This window comes from Parasphingopyxis algicola (assembly GCF_013378075.1).
Classification (GTDB): domain Bacteria; phylum Pseudomonadota; class Alphaproteobacteria; order Sphingomonadales; family Sphingomonadaceae; genus Parasphingopyxis; species Parasphingopyxis algicola.
This window is the reverse complement of sequence record NZ_CP051131.1, coordinates 2,965,902-2,983,341: the sequence shown is the minus strand read 5'-3', so window position 1 is coordinate 2,983,341 and position 17,440 is coordinate 2,965,902. Positions and strand designations below refer to the sequence as shown.

At 64.5% G+C, this 17,440-nt stretch carries 13 protein-coding genes; 10 read left to right on the top strand and 3 right to left on the bottom strand.

Annotation, left to right across the window (positions count from 1 at the left end):
* Window positions 1-51 precede the first annotated feature (51 nt).
* On the top strand, window positions 52-396 hold the full coding sequence (gene rpoZ / locus HFP57_RS14725; protein ID WP_176870487.1) for a DNA-directed RNA polymerase subunit omega: 345 nt from the start codon (window positions 52-54) through the stop codon (window positions 394-396).
* A 78-nt stretch (window positions 397-474) separates the two neighbouring features.
* On the opposite strand, the gene HFP57_RS14720 is transcribed toward rpoZ, so the two are convergent.
* A complete protein-coding gene (locus HFP57_RS14720) occupies window positions 475-954 on the bottom strand; it encodes a winged helix-turn-helix transcriptional regulator (RefSeq protein ID WP_176870486.1) in 480 nt (159 codons plus the stop codon).
* 244 nt (window positions 955-1,198) lie between these two features.
* On the opposite strand from HFP57_RS14720, the gene HFP57_RS14715 reads away from it, so the two are divergent.
* From HFP57_RS14715 to HFP57_RS14695, 5 genes are all read left to right on the top strand, one after another.
* Complete coding sequence (locus HFP57_RS14715) at window positions 1,199-1,507, top strand: CC_3452 family protein (RefSeq protein WP_176870485.1); 309 nt, start codon at window positions 1,199-1,201, stop codon at window positions 1,505-1,507.
* 381 nt (window positions 1,508-1,888) lie between these two features.
* On the top strand, window positions 1,889-3,979 hold the full coding sequence (locus HFP57_RS14710; RefSeq protein WP_176870484.1) for a RelA/SpoT family protein: 2,091 nt from the start codon (window positions 1,889-1,891) through the stop codon (window positions 3,977-3,979).
* Between the two features lie 107 nt (window positions 3,980-4,086).
* Window positions 4,087-4,521 carry a GNAT family N-acetyltransferase gene (locus tag HFP57_RS14705; protein WP_176870483.1) on the top strand — a complete coding sequence of 145 codons (435 nt, stop codon included), beginning with the start codon at window positions 4,087-4,089 and terminating at the stop codon, window positions 4,519-4,521.
* Window positions 4,522-4,673: 152 nt separating this feature from the next.
* Window positions 4,674-5,474 carry a tryptophan 2,3-dioxygenase gene (locus HFP57_RS14700; RefSeq protein ID WP_176870482.1) on the top strand — a complete coding sequence of 267 codons (801 nt, stop codon included), beginning with the start codon at window positions 4,674-4,676 and terminating at the stop codon, window positions 5,472-5,474.
* A gap of 65 nt (window positions 5,475-5,539) precedes the next feature.
* Window positions 5,540-7,159, top strand: a complete 1,620-nt coding sequence (locus HFP57_RS14695; protein WP_176870481.1) for an alkaline phosphatase D family protein — start codon at window positions 5,540-5,542, stop codon at window positions 7,157-7,159.
* A gap of 9 nt (window positions 7,160-7,168) precedes the next feature.
* On the opposite strand, the gene bla is transcribed toward HFP57_RS14695, so the two are convergent.
* Together bla and HFP57_RS14685 are read right to left on the bottom strand one after the other, a co-directional pair.
* Window positions 7,169-8,341 carry a class A beta-lactamase gene (gene bla, locus HFP57_RS14690; RefSeq protein WP_176870480.1) on the bottom strand — a complete coding sequence of 391 codons (1,173 nt, stop codon included), beginning with the start codon at window positions 8,339-8,341 and terminating at the stop codon, window positions 7,169-7,171.
* A gap of 162 nt (window positions 8,342-8,503) precedes the next feature.
* Entirely contained in the window at window positions 8,504-11,725 is a 3,222-nt protein-coding gene (locus HFP57_RS14685) for an amidohydrolase family protein (protein WP_176870479.1), read from the bottom strand.
* Window positions 11,726-11,991: 266 nt separating this feature from the next.
* Here HFP57_RS14685 and HFP57_RS14680 point away from each other — a divergent pair, with 266 nt between their 5' ends.
* The 4 genes from HFP57_RS14680 to hppD all read left to right on the top strand — a co-directional run bounded on the left by HFP57_RS14680 (window position 11,992) and on the right by hppD (window position 17,416).
* Window positions 11,992-13,173, top strand: a complete 1,182-nt coding sequence (locus tag HFP57_RS14680; RefSeq protein WP_176870478.1) for an acetyl-CoA C-acyltransferase — start codon at window positions 11,992-11,994, stop codon at window positions 13,171-13,173.
* 293 nt (window positions 13,174-13,466) lie between these two features.
* A complete protein-coding gene (locus HFP57_RS14675) occupies window positions 13,467-14,678 on the top strand; it encodes an acyl-CoA dehydrogenase (RefSeq protein ID WP_246263187.1) in 1,212 nt (403 codons plus the stop codon).
* A 156-nt stretch (window positions 14,679-14,834) separates the two neighbouring features.
* Window positions 14,835-16,028 (top strand): CaiB/BaiF CoA transferase family protein, encoded by a 1,194-nt coding sequence (locus HFP57_RS14670; RefSeq protein ID WP_176870477.1) that lies wholly within the window; start codon window positions 14,835-14,837, stop codon window positions 16,026-16,028.
* A 314-nt stretch (window positions 16,029-16,342) separates the two neighbouring features.
* Window positions 16,343-17,416: a 4-hydroxyphenylpyruvate dioxygenase gene (gene hppD, locus HFP57_RS14665; RefSeq protein ID WP_176870476.1), complete on the top strand. Its 1,074-nt coding sequence runs from the start codon at window positions 16,343-16,345 to the stop codon at window positions 17,414-17,416.
* Window positions 17,417-17,440: the final 24 nt, after the last annotated feature.

The following is a 17,440-nucleotide window of genomic DNA, read 5'->3' as shown; positions in this document are numbered from 1 at the left end:
TTCGCGCCTATTTCGCCGCCTTCCCCGTTTTGCTGAACATTGGAATATGCCATGGCGCGCGTCACCGTCGAAGATTGCGTCGACAAAGTCCCCAACCGTTTTGACCTCGTCCTGCTCGCCGCACAGCGTGCGCGGCAGATTTCCGGCGGCGCCGAGCTGACGCTCGATCGCGACCGCGACAAGAATCCAGTCGTGGCGCTGCGCGAGATCGCCGAACAGACGGTCAAGCCGAAGCATCTCGAAGAGGGTCTCGTGCAGAGCCTGCAGCGGGTCCAGATCGACGACGAGGAAGCGCCGGACGAAGTCGGTTCGCTGTCCCAGTCCGCCGAGGCGCTGCGCCTGACGGCCTCCGCGCCGCCGCGCAACACGAATGTCGCGGCCGATTACGACGGCTAAGCCGAAACTGCCGGACGAAACGAAAAAGGGCCCGTGCATCGCACCGGGCCCTTTTTTTTGTCCGTTATGGAGCGCTGACTATTCGGCGGCCTGGGCGATCACCTCGCTCTGATCGACCCAGAGCAGATCGTGCCAGTCGAGCGGCCGGCCGTCATGGGCATGGACGCGAATCTGCTGGACGGGCTGGCGGTCGCGCTCGTCGCACAGGACCGGGTTGGAGGGCACGCCCGTGCCCCATTGCTCGCCCCATTGGCGCAGCGCGATCATCGCGGGCAGCAGCGATTCGCCCTTCTTGGTCAGCTTGTATTCGATCTTGCGGCGATCGTCCGGACAGGGCTGCCGCTCGAGAATCTCGCTCTCCACGAGTCGGCCCAGCCGGTTGGCGAGGATGTTGCGCGCGATGCCGAGATTGGACTGCATTTCCTCGAAATGCTTGAGCCCGTTGAAAGCCGCGCGCAGAATCATAAATGACCAGCGCTCGCCCATCGCCTGCAGCGCGCAGGGAAGCCCGCATTCGTCGTCGCCAATATCGCCCAGTGGTTCGGTTAATTTGCCCATTACGTAATCAGCCTACTGCAAAAGTGTGGATTCGTAAAATATATGCCCTAAAAAGTTTTTAGTTGCAACTTAAAACTGAATCGATTAGGTAGTGATTCGCAACTTAAAGCGAAGGACCCGAATCATGCAACAGTTCCTCAGTGCCCTGCTCTCGTTCGTAACCACCTCAGTGCTGATCGCGGTCACGGCCGTATAGAAGACAGCACTGTCTTTCTCCCCTCCATCCCTAGGAAAGACTATCACCATGCAACGCACTCTCTCCCTTGTTCTCTCCCTGATCACCGTCGCCTTCCTGTTCACCGCGACCGGCGCCCAGGCCGGCACCGTCTATCGCGCGACGCTCGCCGAAGCGACCGATGAACGGGTGCATGTCATCCGCCGTGCGCCCTGGGTGTGCGACGGCGCCGAATGCGCCACCGACCGCGCCCGCAGCCGCCCGGCCAATGTCTGCCACTCGCTGGTTCGCGAGCTCGGCAGCGTCATCTCCTTCTCGATCGACAGCGAAGCGATGACCGAGGAAGAGCTGGCCCGCTGCAACGAAGCCGCCGGCTAAGCCCGACCAACCACCAGGATCAGGCCTTGGCAATCGCACCGTCGCGGCGCGATTGCCGGGGCCTGACTCTTATATATGGTTGCATTATCCCGGCACCCGGCCATCTTGGTTTAGGGTCAGGCCCCGCTCGTCGCACGGCTTCTGTTGAAAGGAGCGGCTCAAGATGCAAGTAATGCGGGCGATGAACATGTTCGCATATTCAAGCCCGGATTGCGCCGTCAGATTGGGTCGCTTCTTCCAACCCCGGGGGGGCGCGGCGAATTTGGCTGCTGTCTGCGTCAGAAAGGCTTGAATATGCAGGCATGTCCTGCGCCTTCCTTTCTTGTCACCAGCCAAATTCACTCGCGCAGAAGCCGTGCGACGAGCGGGGCCTGACCCTGAGTGCTGAGGCAATATGAACTGATCGAACGGGTCAAGAGCTACGACCCCGGCGCCGACGAGGCGCTGATCAACCGCGCCTATGTCTTTTCGGTCAACGCCCATGGCACGCAAAAACGCGCCTCGGGCGATCCCTATTTCAGCCACCCGATCGAGGTGGCGGGCATCCTGACCGATCTGCGTCTCGACGACGAGACGATCGCGACCGCGATCCTTCACGACACGATCGAGGATACGGTCGCCACCCAGGACGAGATCGAAAATCTGTTCGGGGAAAATGTCGCGCGGCTCGTCGACGGCGTCACCAAGCTCTCGACGATCGAGGCCCAGTCCGACACCGAGCGCGCCGCCGAAAATCTGCGCAAGTTCCTGCTCGCCATGTCGGGCGATATCCGCGTCCTGCTCGTCAAGCTCGCCGATCGCCTCCACAATATGCGCACGCTCCATTTCATCAAGAATGACGAGAAGCGCCGCCGGATCGCGCGCGAAACGATGGATATCTACGCCCCGCTCGCCGAGCGGATCGGCATGTACGAGTTCATGAAGGAGATGCAGACGCTTTCCTTTCGGCATCTCGAGCCCGATGCTTATGAATCAATCTCGACCCGGCTCAACCGGCTGCGCGAGGGCGAAGGCGCGGCGACGATCGACCGCATCGCCGAAGAGCTCAAGATCGTCCTCGGCAGCCACGGCGTCGACGCCGAGGTGACGGGCCGCGAAAAACATCCCTATTCGATCTGGCGGAAGATGGCCGAACGGCACGTGTCGTTCGAGACGCTGACCGACGTGATGGCGTTCCGCGCGATCGTGCCCGATCTGGCGGACTGTTACCGGGCGCTCGGCATCCTGCACGAAAAATGGCACATGGTCCCGGGGCGCTTCAAGGATTACATCTCGACCCCCAAGCGCAACGGCTATCGCTCGATCCACACCTCGATCCAATATGGCGAGGACCGCCGGATCGAGATCCAGATCCGCAGCCAGGCGATGCACGAACAGGCCGAGAACGGCCTCGCCGCGCATTGGAGCTACAAGCAGGGCGACCGGCCCGACGGCCAGGCCGGATGGCTGCGCGACCTGATCGAGATTCTCGAAACCACCGAGAGCCCCGAAGAGCTGCTCGAACACACCCGCATGGCGATGTACCAGGACCGGATCTTCGCCTTCACCCCGGCCGGCGAACTGATCCAGCTGCCCAAGGGCGCGACGGTCGTCGACTTCGCCTTCGAGGTGCATACCGATCTCGGCAAGCAGACGGTGGGCGCCAAGGTCAACGGCCGGGTCGTGCCGCTGCGCACCCAGCTCGAAAATGGCGACCAGGTCCGCATCCTGCGCTCCGACAACCAGCATCCCGATCCCGGCTGGCTGAGCTTCGTCGTCACCGGCAAGGCGCGCGCGGCGATCCGCCGTTTCGTCCGGCAAAAGGAAAAAGAGGAAACGATCTCGCTGGGCCGCAAGCTGTTCGACCAGGTGGTCGCCCGCCTGCCCGCACCGATCGGCCGCAGCGCGACCAAGGCGGCGCTGAAGCGGCTGAAACTCGCCAAGGAAGACGCGCTGATGGAGAAGATCGCGCGCAAGGAGATCGACGACCGCGCGCTGATGGAGGCGCTGATGCCGGGCATGGGAACCGGCGACCTGCACAGCGCCGTACCGCCCAAGGGCCAGGCGATCTCGATCAAGGGGCTGACGCCGGGCGTCGCCTTCCAGCTCGCCGAATGCTGCCACCCGCTTCCCGGCGACCGGATCGTCGGCATCCGGCGCACGGGCGAGGATATCCAAATCCACACCATCGATTGCGACACGCTGGCCGATGGCAACGATGCCGACTGGCTGGCGGTCAACTGGGGCGACGGATCGGACGGCGGCACCGCGCAATTGCGGGTCGTGCTCAAGAACGAACCCGGCTCGCTCGCCGTGATGGCCGGGATTTTCGGCACGCACGGCGCCAATATCCTCAACGTGAAGCTCGAAAACCGCGACGGCAGCTTTCACAGCTTCTGCGTCGATATCGAAGTGCACGACCGCGCCCATCTGATGCGCATCCTGGCAGCATTGCGCGCGGCCGACTGCGTCAGCCAGGCGGAGCGGGTTTAGAACATTGATCGATGATGTCCAGGTGACCGTTCTGGTCGCAAATGTGACTGATAAGATAGAATTTGCATATACCTGATGGCGCCTAATAACTGAGAAGGTTTAAGCCCGTGCAAATCGAAATAGACTGCAATCCGTCCAAAAAGGATGCCGAAACCCTAAGTCAGGGAATCATTCAATTCAACGATGAACGGGTTCCCGATCTCGAACCGGTAGATCACGAAAAAAAATTTCATGTCTTTGCAAAAGATGAGGACGGAGAGGTGGTTGGCGGTATTCGCGCTACATGCTTCTGGAACACTTTGCACGTTGAACTCCTCTGGATATCTGAAGAGACGCGCGGCAAAAGCTTGGGGAGAAAACTCATCGAAAGCGCCGAGGCATATGCGCGGCAAAACGGATGCAGCAATGTCTTGGTCGAAACCACGAGTTGGCAAGCTAGACCCTTCTACGAGAGGAATGGCTATCAAAATATTGCGACTTTGAACGATCGTCCAAAAGGACACGCTTCTTATTATCTGACTAAGAAGCTCACCGAGACGTGAAACACGAAAAACGTTAGAGTCAGGAACACTCCAATCTCAGTCGTTCTCTTAAGAACCGTGACTGGACCGAAGCCTGTCATTTGGAGGTGGGCGGCCATTGCCACATGCACACCCACTGGCGGCAGCGTACGGGCCGGGCTAAGCTCGCGCCCATGCCTCACTCCCCCGACACCATGACCTATGGGCGCTATCTGGCGCTCGATCCTCTGCTACAGGCCCAGCATCCGATCTCCGGACGGCATGACGAGATGCTGTTCATCATCATCCACCAGACCAAGGAGCTCTGGCTCAAGCAGATCATATTCGAGCTGGAACAGGCGCTGGACTTGATCCGGGAGGATGCGCTCGTGCCTGCTTATAAGGGGCTGGCGCGGGTCAGCCGGATCCAGGCGGTGATGACCCTGAGCTGGGACGTGCTGGCGACGATGACGCCGGCCGATTACACCCGTTTCCGCAATGTGCTGGGCACGAGTTCGGGCTTCCAGTCCGCCCAGTTCCGCCAGGTCGAATTCATGCTCGGCCTCAAGGATGCGAGCCATCTCAAACATCAGGAGGCAGGCAGCGACGAACAAAAGGCGATGCGGGAGGCGCTCGATGCGCCGAGCCTGTGGGACGAAGCCAATCGGGCGGCCGCGCGCGCCGGCCTGCCCGTGCCCGCCGAAGCGGTCGAGCGCGACTGGGCCCGGCCCTATGCGCCGAGCGCCGCCGTCGAGGATGCCTGGGCGACCGTCTATCGCGACACCGAGCGCTGGTGGGGCCTCTACCAGCTCGCCGAAAAGCTCGTCGATGTCGACGATGCGATGGCGAGCTGGCGGCACAAGCATGTGGTGACGGTGGAGCGCGTCATCGGCGGCAAGCGCGGGACGGGCGGGACGGCGGGCGTGCCCTATCTGCAATCGACGCTGTCGAAGCGCGCCTTTCCCGAACTGTGGAGTTTGCGCACGCAACTTTGACGCGCCATCGTCATGGCGCTGCAACACCGGGCGGAGATAAGCCGGAAAAAAGAGAGGGACTCGCGATGACGATCACGATGGACAGACGGCTGCTGCTGCAGACCGGGCTTTTCGGGCTGGGCGCACTGGCGACGCCGGGCGCCGCGCGGCTGCTGTCGGCGCAAGGCTTCACCCACCAGGTCGCCTCGGGCGAGCCGACCCAGAACTCCGTGCTGCTCTGGACGCGCTACGTTTCCGAAGGCGAGCCGATGCTGCGCGCCGAAATCGCCGAGGATGCCGAGTTCGGGCGGATCGTCGCGCGCGGCGAGACCCCGGCCCGCAACGCGCATGATTTCGCGGCCAAGGTCGTCGTCGACGGCCTCGCGCCGGGCCGCTGGTATTTCTACCGCTTCATCGCGCCCGACGGCACGGCCTCCCCGATCGGCCGCACCCGGACCCTGCCCGAGGGGCCGGTGAGCGAATTCACGCTCGGCGTCTTCTCCTGCTCCAATTTCCGCTTCGGCCATTTCAACGCCTATGCGCATGCCGCCGCGCGCAACGATCTCGATCTCATCATCCATACCGGCGATTATTTCTACGAATATGAGATGGGCCGCTATCCGAGCGAGGAACAGGCGCTGGCCGGTCGCGATCTCATACCCTCCTATGAGATCCTCGCGCTCGCCGATTACTGGCTCCGCTACGCCACCTATCGCGCCGATCCGGATCTGGCCGCGCTGCACCGCAATTTCCCGATGATCGCGCGCTGGGACGATCACGAGATCACCAACGACCCCTGGGTCGGCGGCGCGGAAAACCACCAGCCCGACGAGGGCGACTGGGAAGCGCGCAAACGCGCGGCGCTGCAGGCCTATCGGGACTGGATGCCGGTCTCCGACGCGCCCTGGGACAGCTACCGGATCGGCGATCTGGCGACGATCATCCTCCCCGAGACCCGGATCACGGCGCGCAGCGAACAGCTCGATTATGCCGTGGCGGTCGGCGACGGCAGCGCGGTGGCCGAAAGCCTCGCCACCTTCCGCAACGAAGCCTGGTCCGACGAAACGCGCACGATCATGGGCGCCGAACAGGAGGCCTGGGTGGCCGGGCAGCTGGCGGCGTCCACGGCATCGGGCACCCGCTGGCAGATTCTCGCCCAGCAGGTCATTATGGGCCGGACCTATTTCCCGGTGCCGCTGGCCGAACAGATTGCGGAAGTCGATAACGAGACCGTCCGCCGGCGCGCCGTCCTGTTCGCCGCCGCGACCCAGGCCGGCCTGCCGCTCAATCTCGATGCCTGGGACGGCTATCCGGCGGCGCGCGCGCGGGTGCTTACGGCGGCACAGGACGCCGATGCCAACCTCCTCGTGCTGAGCGGCGACAGCCATAATGGCTGGGCTTACGACCTGCAGCAGGATGGCGATGCCGTCGGCGTCGAGATGGCGACGCACAGCGTTACCTCGCCCGGTTTCGAGAGCTTCGTGCCGCAGGTTCCGCCCGAAGCGCTCGCGGCCTCGATGGTCGAGGCCAGCCCCGATATGCGCTGGGCCGACACGTCGGGCCGCGGCTATCTGACCGTCACCCTGACGCCCGAGGTGGCACGCGGCGAATGGCTGTTCCTCGACACGATCCGCGAACGATCGACCGCGATCGCGCGGACCCACGCGATGCAGGCCCCGCATGGCGCGCGCATGTTCGGCGGCTAGCGCCGGGGCTTAGTCGGACGTCCGGATACCGCCGGTAAACAGCTCGTAGCGGCGGCGGAGATGGTGGCTGACCACCTGCCCCATCACGCGCTGCATCAGATCCTGCCGGGCCGGGATGCCGACCCGCGTATTGCCAATCAGCACGGCGACCGCATAATCGCGCCCGTCCGGCGTCGTAAGGATGCCGACATCGTTGTACCCGGCGACCATGCCATTGAGATTCTGGCCCGTACCGGTCTTGTGGCCGAACTGCCAGCCGTTCGGCACGCCGCCGCTCAGCCGCCGCGGTCCGGTGCGTGAGGCGCGCATCGTATCGATCATCAATCGGGTGGAGCGTTCGGAGAGCAGTTCGCCCTGTGCCAGCCGGGCCAGTGCCTCGACCATGCCGTTGGGCGTCGCGCCGTCGATCGGATCGGCCAGATAACGATCCATCGCCGCGCGGCGAAGGCTCTGCGCGAGATTGGAGCGAGCCGTATAGAACGCACGGCCCCGGGCCATCGCCTGCCGCCATGTCAGCCCGGCGATACCGGCCTGGAGTTCGCGCTCGCCCGGCCCGAACCGCAAGCCTTCGAGATCGTTGCGTTCGAAAAAGGCACGCACCGCCTCCGGCCCGCCCGCCAGCCACAACAGCCGATCATTGGCGAGATTGTCGCTGCGCGTCATCGCCTGGACGAACAGTTCGCGGATTGGGGCCTGGAAACCGCCACTGCCCATGCGCGAGAGCATCGGCTGGTGGAATACGACCGCATCCTCGGGCCGCACGCGCACCATACGGTCGAGCGACATCTCGCCGCGATCGACCTGATCGAGCACCGTCATCGCGACCCAGGTCTTGCTGACGCTCTGCTGCGGGAGGTAGCGTTCGCCGTTCCAGGAGACCGTCCAGCCTTCCTCGACATCGCGGACGGCGATGCCGACTTCGCCGTTGAAGGCCCGGCCCAGCGCATTGATCGAATCGGTCAGCTGGCGCGACGGACCCTGCGGCACCTGGGCCCGTTCGCGATCGGGCGTTTCGCGCATCTCGGACGGCGGCGGCGCGACATAGGGGGCGCTCGACTGGCTCGTCTGCGCCGCGGCCTGCGGTATGATGCCCGCGCAACCCGCAACCGGTATCGCGACCAGTCCCGCGAGCACCGCGCGGCGCCAAATCCATGATTTTGCTATCCAATTCTGCATACGCATGACGAACTATTCCCTCGCGAACATTCGGCAAGCCCCCGCTCGCCGTCTCTGGCGAGTATAGGCCGCTCTTGCTTGCGCGCGAATGAGCGAAGCCATGGCATCGCAACGGCGCGCCGCAACTGTGAGTCGTTTCGTCGTAATCCGAAAGGGTTAACCTCCGGATTATTCCCAGAAATAGGGATCGCGCGTGCGATTGCCGGTGATCGTCTCGTTCATCGTCATCGGATCGTAGAGCCGCCCGCCGATCATCACATAGCGGATATCGTCGCTGTTCCGGATATCGGCGGTCGGATCGGCGTCGAGGATCACGAGATCGGCGAGCTTGCCCGGTTCGAGGCTGCCGATATCGCGCGCGAAACCGAGCGCCTGTGCGGGAACGATGGTCGCCGCGCGCAGCGCCTCGAGCGGGCTCATCCCGCCGCGCACGAAGCTCCACATCTCCCAATGGGCGGCCAGCCCTTCCTCCTGCCCGTGCGCGCCGATCGACACCGGCACGCCGCGTTGAGCGAGCGCATGCGCGGCGGCGGCGGCCTCGTCGTCGACATAATCCTCTTCGGGGGCGATCGGCCGGCGCACCGAATTGGCCTGGAGCCGGCGCGGCGGGACGTGGCGCGACAGGATCGGATGCCGCCAGACATCGGTATGCGCGCGCCAATAGGGATCGGCCGCAAGGCCCGAATAGGTGACCACCAGGGTCGGCGTGTAGCCGACATCGGTCTGGCCGAAGAAACTCAGCACGTCCTCGTAGAGCACCGCCTGCGGGATATTATGTTCGAGCGTCGTATTGCCGTCGGCGATCAGCGCCATGTCCATGCCGAACAGCGAGCCGCCCTCGGCGACGACCGCGATATCCTGCTCGATCGCGGCGGCGACGACCTGCTGGCGCTGCTCGCGACGCGGCTGGTTGTAATTCTTGATGCTGTGCGCACCCTGCACCCGCAGGCGGCGGACATGCTGCTGCGCATCCTCCAGATCGTTGATCAGCGCATAGCGGCTCGGCGCCCGCGCGCCATAGACGATCTCGGCCGTCGAGAAGATGCGCGGCGCGAGGATCAGCCCGGCCCGCTGCATCTCGGCGGCCGGGAAAACGTGGCTCGCCGTGTTCGACGGATCGTGCACCGTCGTCACGCCGAAGGCGAGATGCGCGATCGTGTGCCAGTTCTGCTGCGGAATGATATCGCCCACCCCGTGCGGGCCATGAGCATGGGCGTCGACGAGCCCCGGAATGATCGTCGCGCCCGCGACGTCGACCGCCTGGTAGCCGGCGGGGATTGCGGTCGTATCCGCAGGGCCGACCGCCGCGATCCGGTTGCCGTCCACCACGATCGTCCCGTTCTCGATGATCCCGCCATCCTCGCTTTGCATCGTGACGATCCGCGCGCCGGTAAACGCGACGCGGCTGTCCGCCCGTGCCGCTTCGACCGGGACAGCGAGCGAAACGCCCGTCGCGGGCGGCACGAAATCGGGCCGCTCTTCGCCCTCGGCGGCGGGCGCGCCTGGAAAGACGGTGTTCGCGGCGACCGAATAGAGCGTCGGCCCCAGCGACCAGTGCAGCCGGTCACCATTATCGCTCCAGCTCATATAGCTCGCGCCGTCGCCGCTCACGCGGACAACCGGCAGCGCGCTCGCATCGGCGCTCAACTCGAGGTCCTGCGTACCCGGCAGCATCGGCACGACGAACGCATTGTAATTCTCGGTAAAGGCCAGCGCGCCGCCGTCGGGCGCCACCTCGTAACCGGTCACCATTTCGCCCGAGGCATGGACGCGCCGGTCGTTGCCCGACAGGTCGACGCTGATCAGCCGCCGCTTGTTCTCTTCGCTGACGGTCAGGAAAATCCGATCGCCGCTCGCGCCGAAATGCGGATTGGAGCCGGTCTCGGTCACCCGGCCAGCCGCGCCGCCCGAGGCCGATACGCGATAGATGCCGGTCCGCTCCGACCAGTCGCCCGAGGTCAAGAACCCGCCCTCGCCTTTCTCGAAGACGATAGTGCCGCCATCGGGCGAGAAGCGCGGATTGCGATAATGACCGGGCTCGTTGGTGACCGCGCGGTCGCCGCCGCCATTGGCGTTCATCACGCGAACCTGACCGAGCCCTTCGTCCGTCCAGCGGACATAGGCGATCCGCCGCCCGTCGCGCGACCAGCTCGGGAAGAGTTCGAACGCGTCGGTCTGGCTCGTCAGCCGGCGCGGCGATCCGCTGCCGGTGTTGCGGATATAGAGCCGGCCCAGACTCTCGAAGACGACCTGCCGGCCGTCGGGCGAAACGCTCGCGAAACGCGGCATGCGCGTCGTGAACTCGGCCGGCGCAACTTCGATCTCGGGCCGGGGCGGATCGATCACATCGCGCGTATCGGACACCCGGAACGGGATCGTCTGCGCCTGGCCGCCGGTCACATCGACGCGGCGGATCTCTCCGCCGGCCCAGAAGACGAGACTCCGGCTGTCGGGCGTCCAGTCCATCCGGGGATAGGTACCGTAGACGGTCCAGGTTTCCTGCATGTCGCGATCCAGATCGGTATAGACCGCCCGCTCCTCGCCGCTGCGCAGATCCTTCACCCAAAGCTGGGACTGGGTCCGGTCGCGGCGGACAAAGGCGATATAGCGACCGTCGGGCGACGGGCGCGGATTGAGCGCGCCGCCTTCGCCGTCGACCACCGTCTCGCGCTCGCCGCTTTCCATGTCGTACCGTTCGACCGCGAACAGCTGCGTGTTCGAATCCTGGGCGTAGATGAACTGGTTGCCGGGCGTCGTGTTGCGACTGAAATAGACGCCCGCGCCGTCGGGCGCGAACACCGGTTCGCCCAGATCCTTCTGGAAATCCTCGTTCGGCCGCTCGACGAGCTGGACGCCGCCGCCACCCGAGACATGGTAGAGCCAGACCTCGCCCGTGCCGAGCGACCGGCCCGTCGTGAAATGCTTGCGCGCGACGATATACTGCCCGTCCGGCGACCAGTCGGGCTGGTTGAGCAGGCGGAAATCCTCGTTCGTGACCTGGCGCCTATTCGCGCCGCTCACGTCCATGATCCAGATATTGTCGCCGCCGCCGCGATCCGAGGTGAAGGCGATCCGCGTCCCGTCCGGCGAGAAGCGCGGCTGGACTTCCCATGCAAGGCCGCTTGCGATCCGCGTCGGCGCGCCGCCGGCAATCGGCATGGTGTAGATATCGCCCAGAAGGTCGAACGCGATTCTGCCGCCGTCGGGGCTGACATCGACATTCATCCAGGTGCCCTCGGTGACGTCGATATTCACCGGCCGGGTCGGGAGCGGCGGGTTCGAGACATCCCATTCGGGCGTTTCGCCGCCCTCTTCCCGCGCGGCCACCGGGGTGGCGAGAGCGAGCGCCAGGGCGCTGGCGGCGAACGGAAGGAAGATGGCGCGCGACATGATGTTCCCCTGAAAAGCAATTTCCGGACGGATAGCTAGCATAAAGCGGCGGATATGAAAGGTTGGGCATCGGCTCTGGAAAGCCGTTCGTCGAAGGCCTAATTTGGTGATGCGCAATTTTTTGGTTCCGTTAGCCCCGAGCTTGTCGAAGGGCGCCTCTCGATCCGCGAGACGGGCTTCGAAGGCTCGGCCCTGACGGTGTCCATTTCAATCGGTGGCAATGGGCATTAAGCGGCATTCTCACCCTCGAACGAAAGACACTGACCATGACCGATCCGATCGTCATTTCCGCCTATGCCCGCACGCCGATGGGCGGTTTCCAGGGCAGCCTCTCCGCCGTCGAAGCGCCGGCGCTCGGTGCGACTGCCGTCGAGGCGGCAATCGACCGGGCCGGCGTCGATGGCGAGGATGTCGAGCAGATTTTCATGGGCTGCGTGCTGCCGGCGGGCCTCGGCCAGGCGCCGGCCCGCCAGGCCGGCATGGGCGCGGGCCTTCCCATCTCCACCGAGGCGACGACCGTCAACAAGATGTGCGGCAGCGGCATGCAGGCCGCGATCATGGCGCATGACGCTCTCAAGGCCGGCACCGCCGACATCATCGTCGCGGGCGGCATGGAGAGCATGACCAACGCGCCGTATCTGCTCAAGAAGCATCGCGGCGGCGCGCGGATCGGCCATGACGCGATCAAGGATTCGATGTTCCTCGACGGGCTCGAAGATGCCTATGAGGAAGGCCGGCTGATGGGCAGCTTCGCCGAGGAGGCCGCGCAGGAATATCAGTTCACCCGCGAGCGGCAGGACGATTATGCGATCGAAAGCCTCGCGCGCGCCAATGCGGCGATCGAGAGCGGCGCGTTCGACGGCGAAGTCGTGCCCGTAGAGGTCAAGACGCGCAAGGGCAGCGAAACCGTCGCCACCGATGAGCAGCCCGGCAACGCGCGGCCGGACAAGATCCCGACACTGCGCCCCGCCTTCGCCAAGGACGGCACCGTGACGGCGGCCAACGCCTCGTCGATCTCCGACGGTGCCGCCGCGCTCGTGCTGACGCGCGAAAGCGTTGCGAACGAGAAAGGCATGCCGGTCAAGGCGCGGATCGTCGCCCATGCGGCCCATGCGCAGGAGCCGGGCAAGTTCACCTCCGCCCCGGTCCCGGCGATCCGCAAGGTGCTCGACAAGGCCGGCTGGACCGTCGACGATGTCGACCTGTTCGAGGTCAACGAAGCCTTTGCGGTCGTCGCGATGATCGCGATGCAGGAGCTCGGCATCCCGCACGACAGGATCAACGTCAACGGCGGCGCCTGCGCGCTCGGCCATCCGATCGGCGCCTCGGGGGCGCGGATCATGGCGACGCTCCTCAACGCGCTCGAAAAGCGCGGCCTCAAGCGCGGCGTCGCGAGCCTCTGCATCGGCGGCGGCGAGGCGACGGCGGTGGCGGTGGAGCTGGTTTAGGGGGAGAGGGCCGGTGCCGCGATTTCCCGAGAGGGAAATTCCGACGATAAAATGGTCAAGCCACCATGGAAAGCCCGGCCGGGTCGCATAAAACCGGGTCATCCCATGATGGCTTGTGCCGAACAAAACCGCTTATGCGCCCCTGTCCGGGTACGGTCCTTATGGCGCAATTCCGATGAACCGCATGTGACACAGGTCACGCATTTGCGTGACTCCGGCGCGCCGCGCAGTATGTCGCGCCGGCGGACCGACTGTGCTAATGCCGCCGCACATCAATCCGAGGACGCATTGCCGTGAATATCGAAACTCCCGTCAAATCCACCGAAAAGCCCGGTTTCACCTATCGCTGGGACGATCCGTTCCTGCTCGAGGAGCAGCTGACCGACGAAGAAAAGATGATCTACGAGACGGCGCGGACCTATGCGCAGGACAAGCTCCTGCCGCGCGTGCTGACCGCGACTCGCGAGGAACGGTTCGACCGCGAGATCATGACCGAACTCGGCGAACTCGGCCTGCTCGGCTGCACGATCGACGGCTATGGCTGCGCCGGCGTCAGCCATGTCGCGTACGGCCTCGTCGCCCGCGCCGTCGAAGCCGTGGATTCGGGATACCGTTCGGCGATGAGCGTCCAGTCCTCGCTCGTCATGCATCCGATCCATGCCTATGGCACCGAAGAGCAGCGCGAGAAATATCTGCCCGGGCTCGCGACCGGCGAGATGGTCGGCTGTTTCGGCCTGACCGAACCCGATGCGGGCTCCGACCCGGGCGGCATGAAGGCCCGCGCCAAATCGGTCGAGGGCGGCTATTCGCTGACCGGCGCGAAGATGTGGATCACCAATTCGCCGATCGCCGACGTGGCCGTCGTCTGGGCGAAGGACGATGAGGGCGCGATCCGCGGTTTCATACTCGAACGCGGCATGGAAGGCCTCTCCTTCCCCAAGATCGAGGGCAAGATGAGCCTGCGCGCCTCGATCACCGGCGAGATCGTGATGGACGAGGTCTTCGTCCCCGAGGAAAACCGCCTTCCGAACGCCAAGGGCCTCGGCGGCCCGTTCGGCTGCCTCAACAAGGCGCGTTACGGCATCGCCTGGGGCGCGATGGGCGCCGCCGAAGATTGCTGGCACCGGGCGCGCGGCTATACGCTCGAGCGCAAACAGTTCGGCCGCCCGCTTGCCGCGACCCAGCTCGTCCAGCTCAAGCTCGCCAATATGCAGACCGAAATCGCGCTCGGCCTCAACGCCGCGCTGACCGTCGGCCGCAATATCGACAACGGCACATGGGCGCCCGAAATGGTCAGCCTGATCAAGCGCAACAATTGCGGCAAGGCGCTCGATGTCGCCCGCAACGCCCGCGACATGCACGGCGGCAACGGGATCGCCGACGAATATCATGTGATCCGCCACCTGGTGAATCTCGAAACGGTGAACACCTATGAGGGCACGCACGATATCCATGCGCTGATCCTCGGCCGCGCGATCACCGGTATTCAGGCGTTCACGGGATAGTTCGACCGTAACGCGGCCCTGTTCAATGACTAACCTTGCTGCAGACACCGTCATTGCGAGCGGAGCGAAGCAATCCAGGGCCAAGCGCAAAACGCTCTGGATTGCCGCGTCGGCCCGAGAAAGGCTCGGGCCTCCTCGCAATGACGAAGGATCGAAATGACCGCCAAAGCCCTGTCCGACGTCCGCGTCCTCGATCTGTCGCGCGTGCTCGCCGGCCCCTGGGCGACGCAGATGCTCGGCGATCTCGGCGCGGAGATTATCAAGATCGAAAAGCCCGGCTTCGGCGACGATACGCGCGGCTGGGGCCCGCCCTGGCACGGGAACGGCGAGCAGCGCACCGCCGGCTATTATCTCGCGGCCAATCGCAACAAGAAATCGGTCGCGATCGATATCGCCAAAGCCGAAGGGCAGCAGCTGATCCGCGATCTCGCTGCCGAGAGCGATATCGTCGTCGAGAATTTCAAGCGCGGCGGGCTCGCCAGATACGGCCTCGACTATCCGCGTCTCAAGGCGATCAATCCGAAGCTTATCTATTGCTCGATCACCGGTTTCGGTCAGGACGGCCCCGATGCCGACAAGCCCGGTTACGACCTGATGATCCAGGCGATGAGCGGCTTCATGTCGATCACGGGGAACGCCGAAGGCCCGCCGCGCCGCATGGGCGTCGCGATGGTCGATCTGACGACCGGTATGAACGCCGCCGCCGCAATACTCGCCGCGCTCTACCAGCGCGAGCGGACGGGCGAAGGGCAGCATATCGATATCGCGCTGTTCGACGTCGCGCTGTCCTCGCTCGGCAACCAGGCGCTCAACTATCTGGTTTCCGGCGAAGCGCCGGTCCGCACGGGCAATGCCCATCCCAATGTGGTGCCCTATCAGCCATTCGAGACGGCCGATGGCTGGATTATCGTCGCTGTCGGCAACGATAACCAGTTCGCGCGCTTCGCAGCGCTGCTCGGCCATGCCGATATGGCCGAAGACGAGCGCTATTGCACCAACGGCGCGCGCGTCGAAAATCGCGACACGCTGATCCCGCCGCTCGCCGCGGCGATGAAAGCGCGCACCACCGCCGAATGGACCGCCGCGCTGATCGCCGCCAACGTCCCCTATGGCCCGATCAACACGATCGAAGAGGCGTTCGCCGAACCCCAGGCGGTCCATCGCGGGCTGAGCCGCACGATCGACGGCGTGCCGCAGGTCGCCAGTCCGCTGCGGCTGGGCGCGTCACCGATGGACGACGCGACGCCGCCGCCCGCGCTGGGGCAGGATACCGACGCGGTACTCGAGGATCGGCTGGGCCTATCGGCCGAAGAATGCGCAAAGCTCCGCGACAACGATGTTCTCGGCTGAGAGCGTGTACCGTCTCGTCAACCGTTTCGCCTGATTTTTGCGGCTGCTCAGTCCCCCGAACCGTTGGAGCCGAAATGCGGGGAGCCGCGCCCCAACCCTGACAACGCGCGATTCTTCGTCTATAGTCCGCACCATGAACCGACTTAGCTATTCCAACGCTTACTGGACGGTCCACCGGCTCAGCCGCTCTCTAGCGCGCTAGCCGCTCGCGCGCCCCAGTATCGACGGGCTGCGCGCACCCCACGCCAGCGGGCTATACGCCCCAAAAAGGCTGGCGAACCCGCACTCCCATTCGCCTTCACAGGAATAGTCACATGACCGAGAAACCCGAAAACCTTATGGGCCTGGACGGCTTCGAATTCGTCGAATTCACCGGCCCCGATCCCGATGCGCTGGCCGATCTGTTCGTCAAGATGGGCTTCACCCATATCGGCAATCACCGGAGCAAGAATGTCCGCCGCTACACGCAGGGCGACATCAATTTCATCCTCAACATGGAGCCCGACGGCCAGGCCGCGAAGTTCCGCGAGGAACGCGGCCCGTCGGCCAACGCGATGGCGTTCCGCGTCGCCGATGCGCACAAGGCGCTCGAACTCGCCATCGAACGTGGCGCGACGCCGGTCGAGGGCAAGGTTGGCCCGATGGAACTCAACATCCCGGCGATCGAAGGCATCGGCGGCGCCAATCTCTATCTGGTCGACAAGCCCGGCGCGGCGACGATCTACGATATCGATTTCGAACCGGTTGAAGGCGCATCGCGCGACGACAACAGCGTCGGCCTGCATACGCTCGACCATCTGACCCACAATCTGCGCCGCGGCCAGATGGATGTCTGGTCCGAATATTATGAGCGCATCTTCAATTTCCGCGAGATCCGCTATTTCGACATCGAGGGCCAGTCGACCGGGCTGTTCAGCCGCGCGATGACCGCGCCCGACGACAAGATCCGCATTCCCTTGAACGAGAGCCAGGACGAGCATAGCCAGATCGAGGAGTTCATCCGCGATTACAAAGGCGAAGGCATCCAGCACATCGCACTCTCGACCGAAGACATCTTCGCCACCGTCGATGCGCTGCGCGACCGCGGCGTGCGCTTCCAGGACACGCCCGACACCTATTACGACCTGCTCGACAAGCGGCTTCCGGGTCATGGCCATAATGTCGAGGAGATGCGCAAGCGCAAAATCCTGATCGACGGCGCGCCGGAAACCGGCGGCGGCCTGCTGCTCCAGATTTTCACCGAGAATATGGTCGGCCCGATCTTCTTCGAGATCATCCAGCGCAAGGGCAATGACGGCTTCGGCGAGGGCAATTTCAAGGCATTGTTCGAGTCGATCGAGCTCGACCAGATGAACCGCGGCGTGATCCCGGCCAAGGAAGAGGCGTAACTGAAAGCCCCTCCTCTTCAGGGG

Excerpts from the sequence above, each read along its gene's own strand:
- bla (WP_176870480.1), bottom strand. The coding sequence starts at position 8,341 with ATGCGTATGCAGAATTGGATAGCAAAATCATGGATTTGGCGCCGCGCG.
- HFP57_RS14670 (WP_176870477.1), top strand. The coding sequence starts at position 14,835 with ATGACCGCCAAAGCCCTGTCCGACGTCCGCGTCCTCGATCTGTCGCGC.
- rpoZ (WP_176870487.1), top strand. The coding sequence starts at position 52 with ATGGCGCGCGTCACCGTCGAAGATTGCGTCGACAAAGTCCCCAACCGT.
- HFP57_RS14700 (WP_176870482.1), top strand. The coding sequence starts at position 4,674 with ATGCCTCACTCCCCCGACACCATGACCTATGGGCGCTATCTGGCGCTC.
- HFP57_RS14720 (WP_176870486.1), bottom strand. The coding sequence starts at position 954 with ATGGGCAAATTAACCGAACCACTGGGCGATATTGGCGACGACGAATGC.
- hppD (WP_176870476.1), top strand. The coding sequence starts at position 16,343 with ATGACCGAGAAACCCGAAAACCTTATGGGCCTGGACGGCTTCGAATTC.
- HFP57_RS14695 (WP_176870481.1), top strand. The coding sequence starts at position 5,540 with ATGACGATCACGATGGACAGACGGCTGCTGCTGCAGACCGGGCTTTTC.
- HFP57_RS14680 (WP_176870478.1), top strand. The coding sequence starts at position 11,992 with ATGACCGATCCGATCGTCATTTCCGCCTATGCCCGCACGCCGATGGGC.
- HFP57_RS14685 (WP_176870479.1), bottom strand. The coding sequence starts at position 11,725 with ATGTCGCGCGCCATCTTCCTTCCGTTCGCCGCCAGCGCCCTGGCGCTC.
- HFP57_RS14715 (WP_176870485.1), top strand. The coding sequence starts at position 1,199 with ATGCAACGCACTCTCTCCCTTGTTCTCTCCCTGATCACCGTCGCCTTC.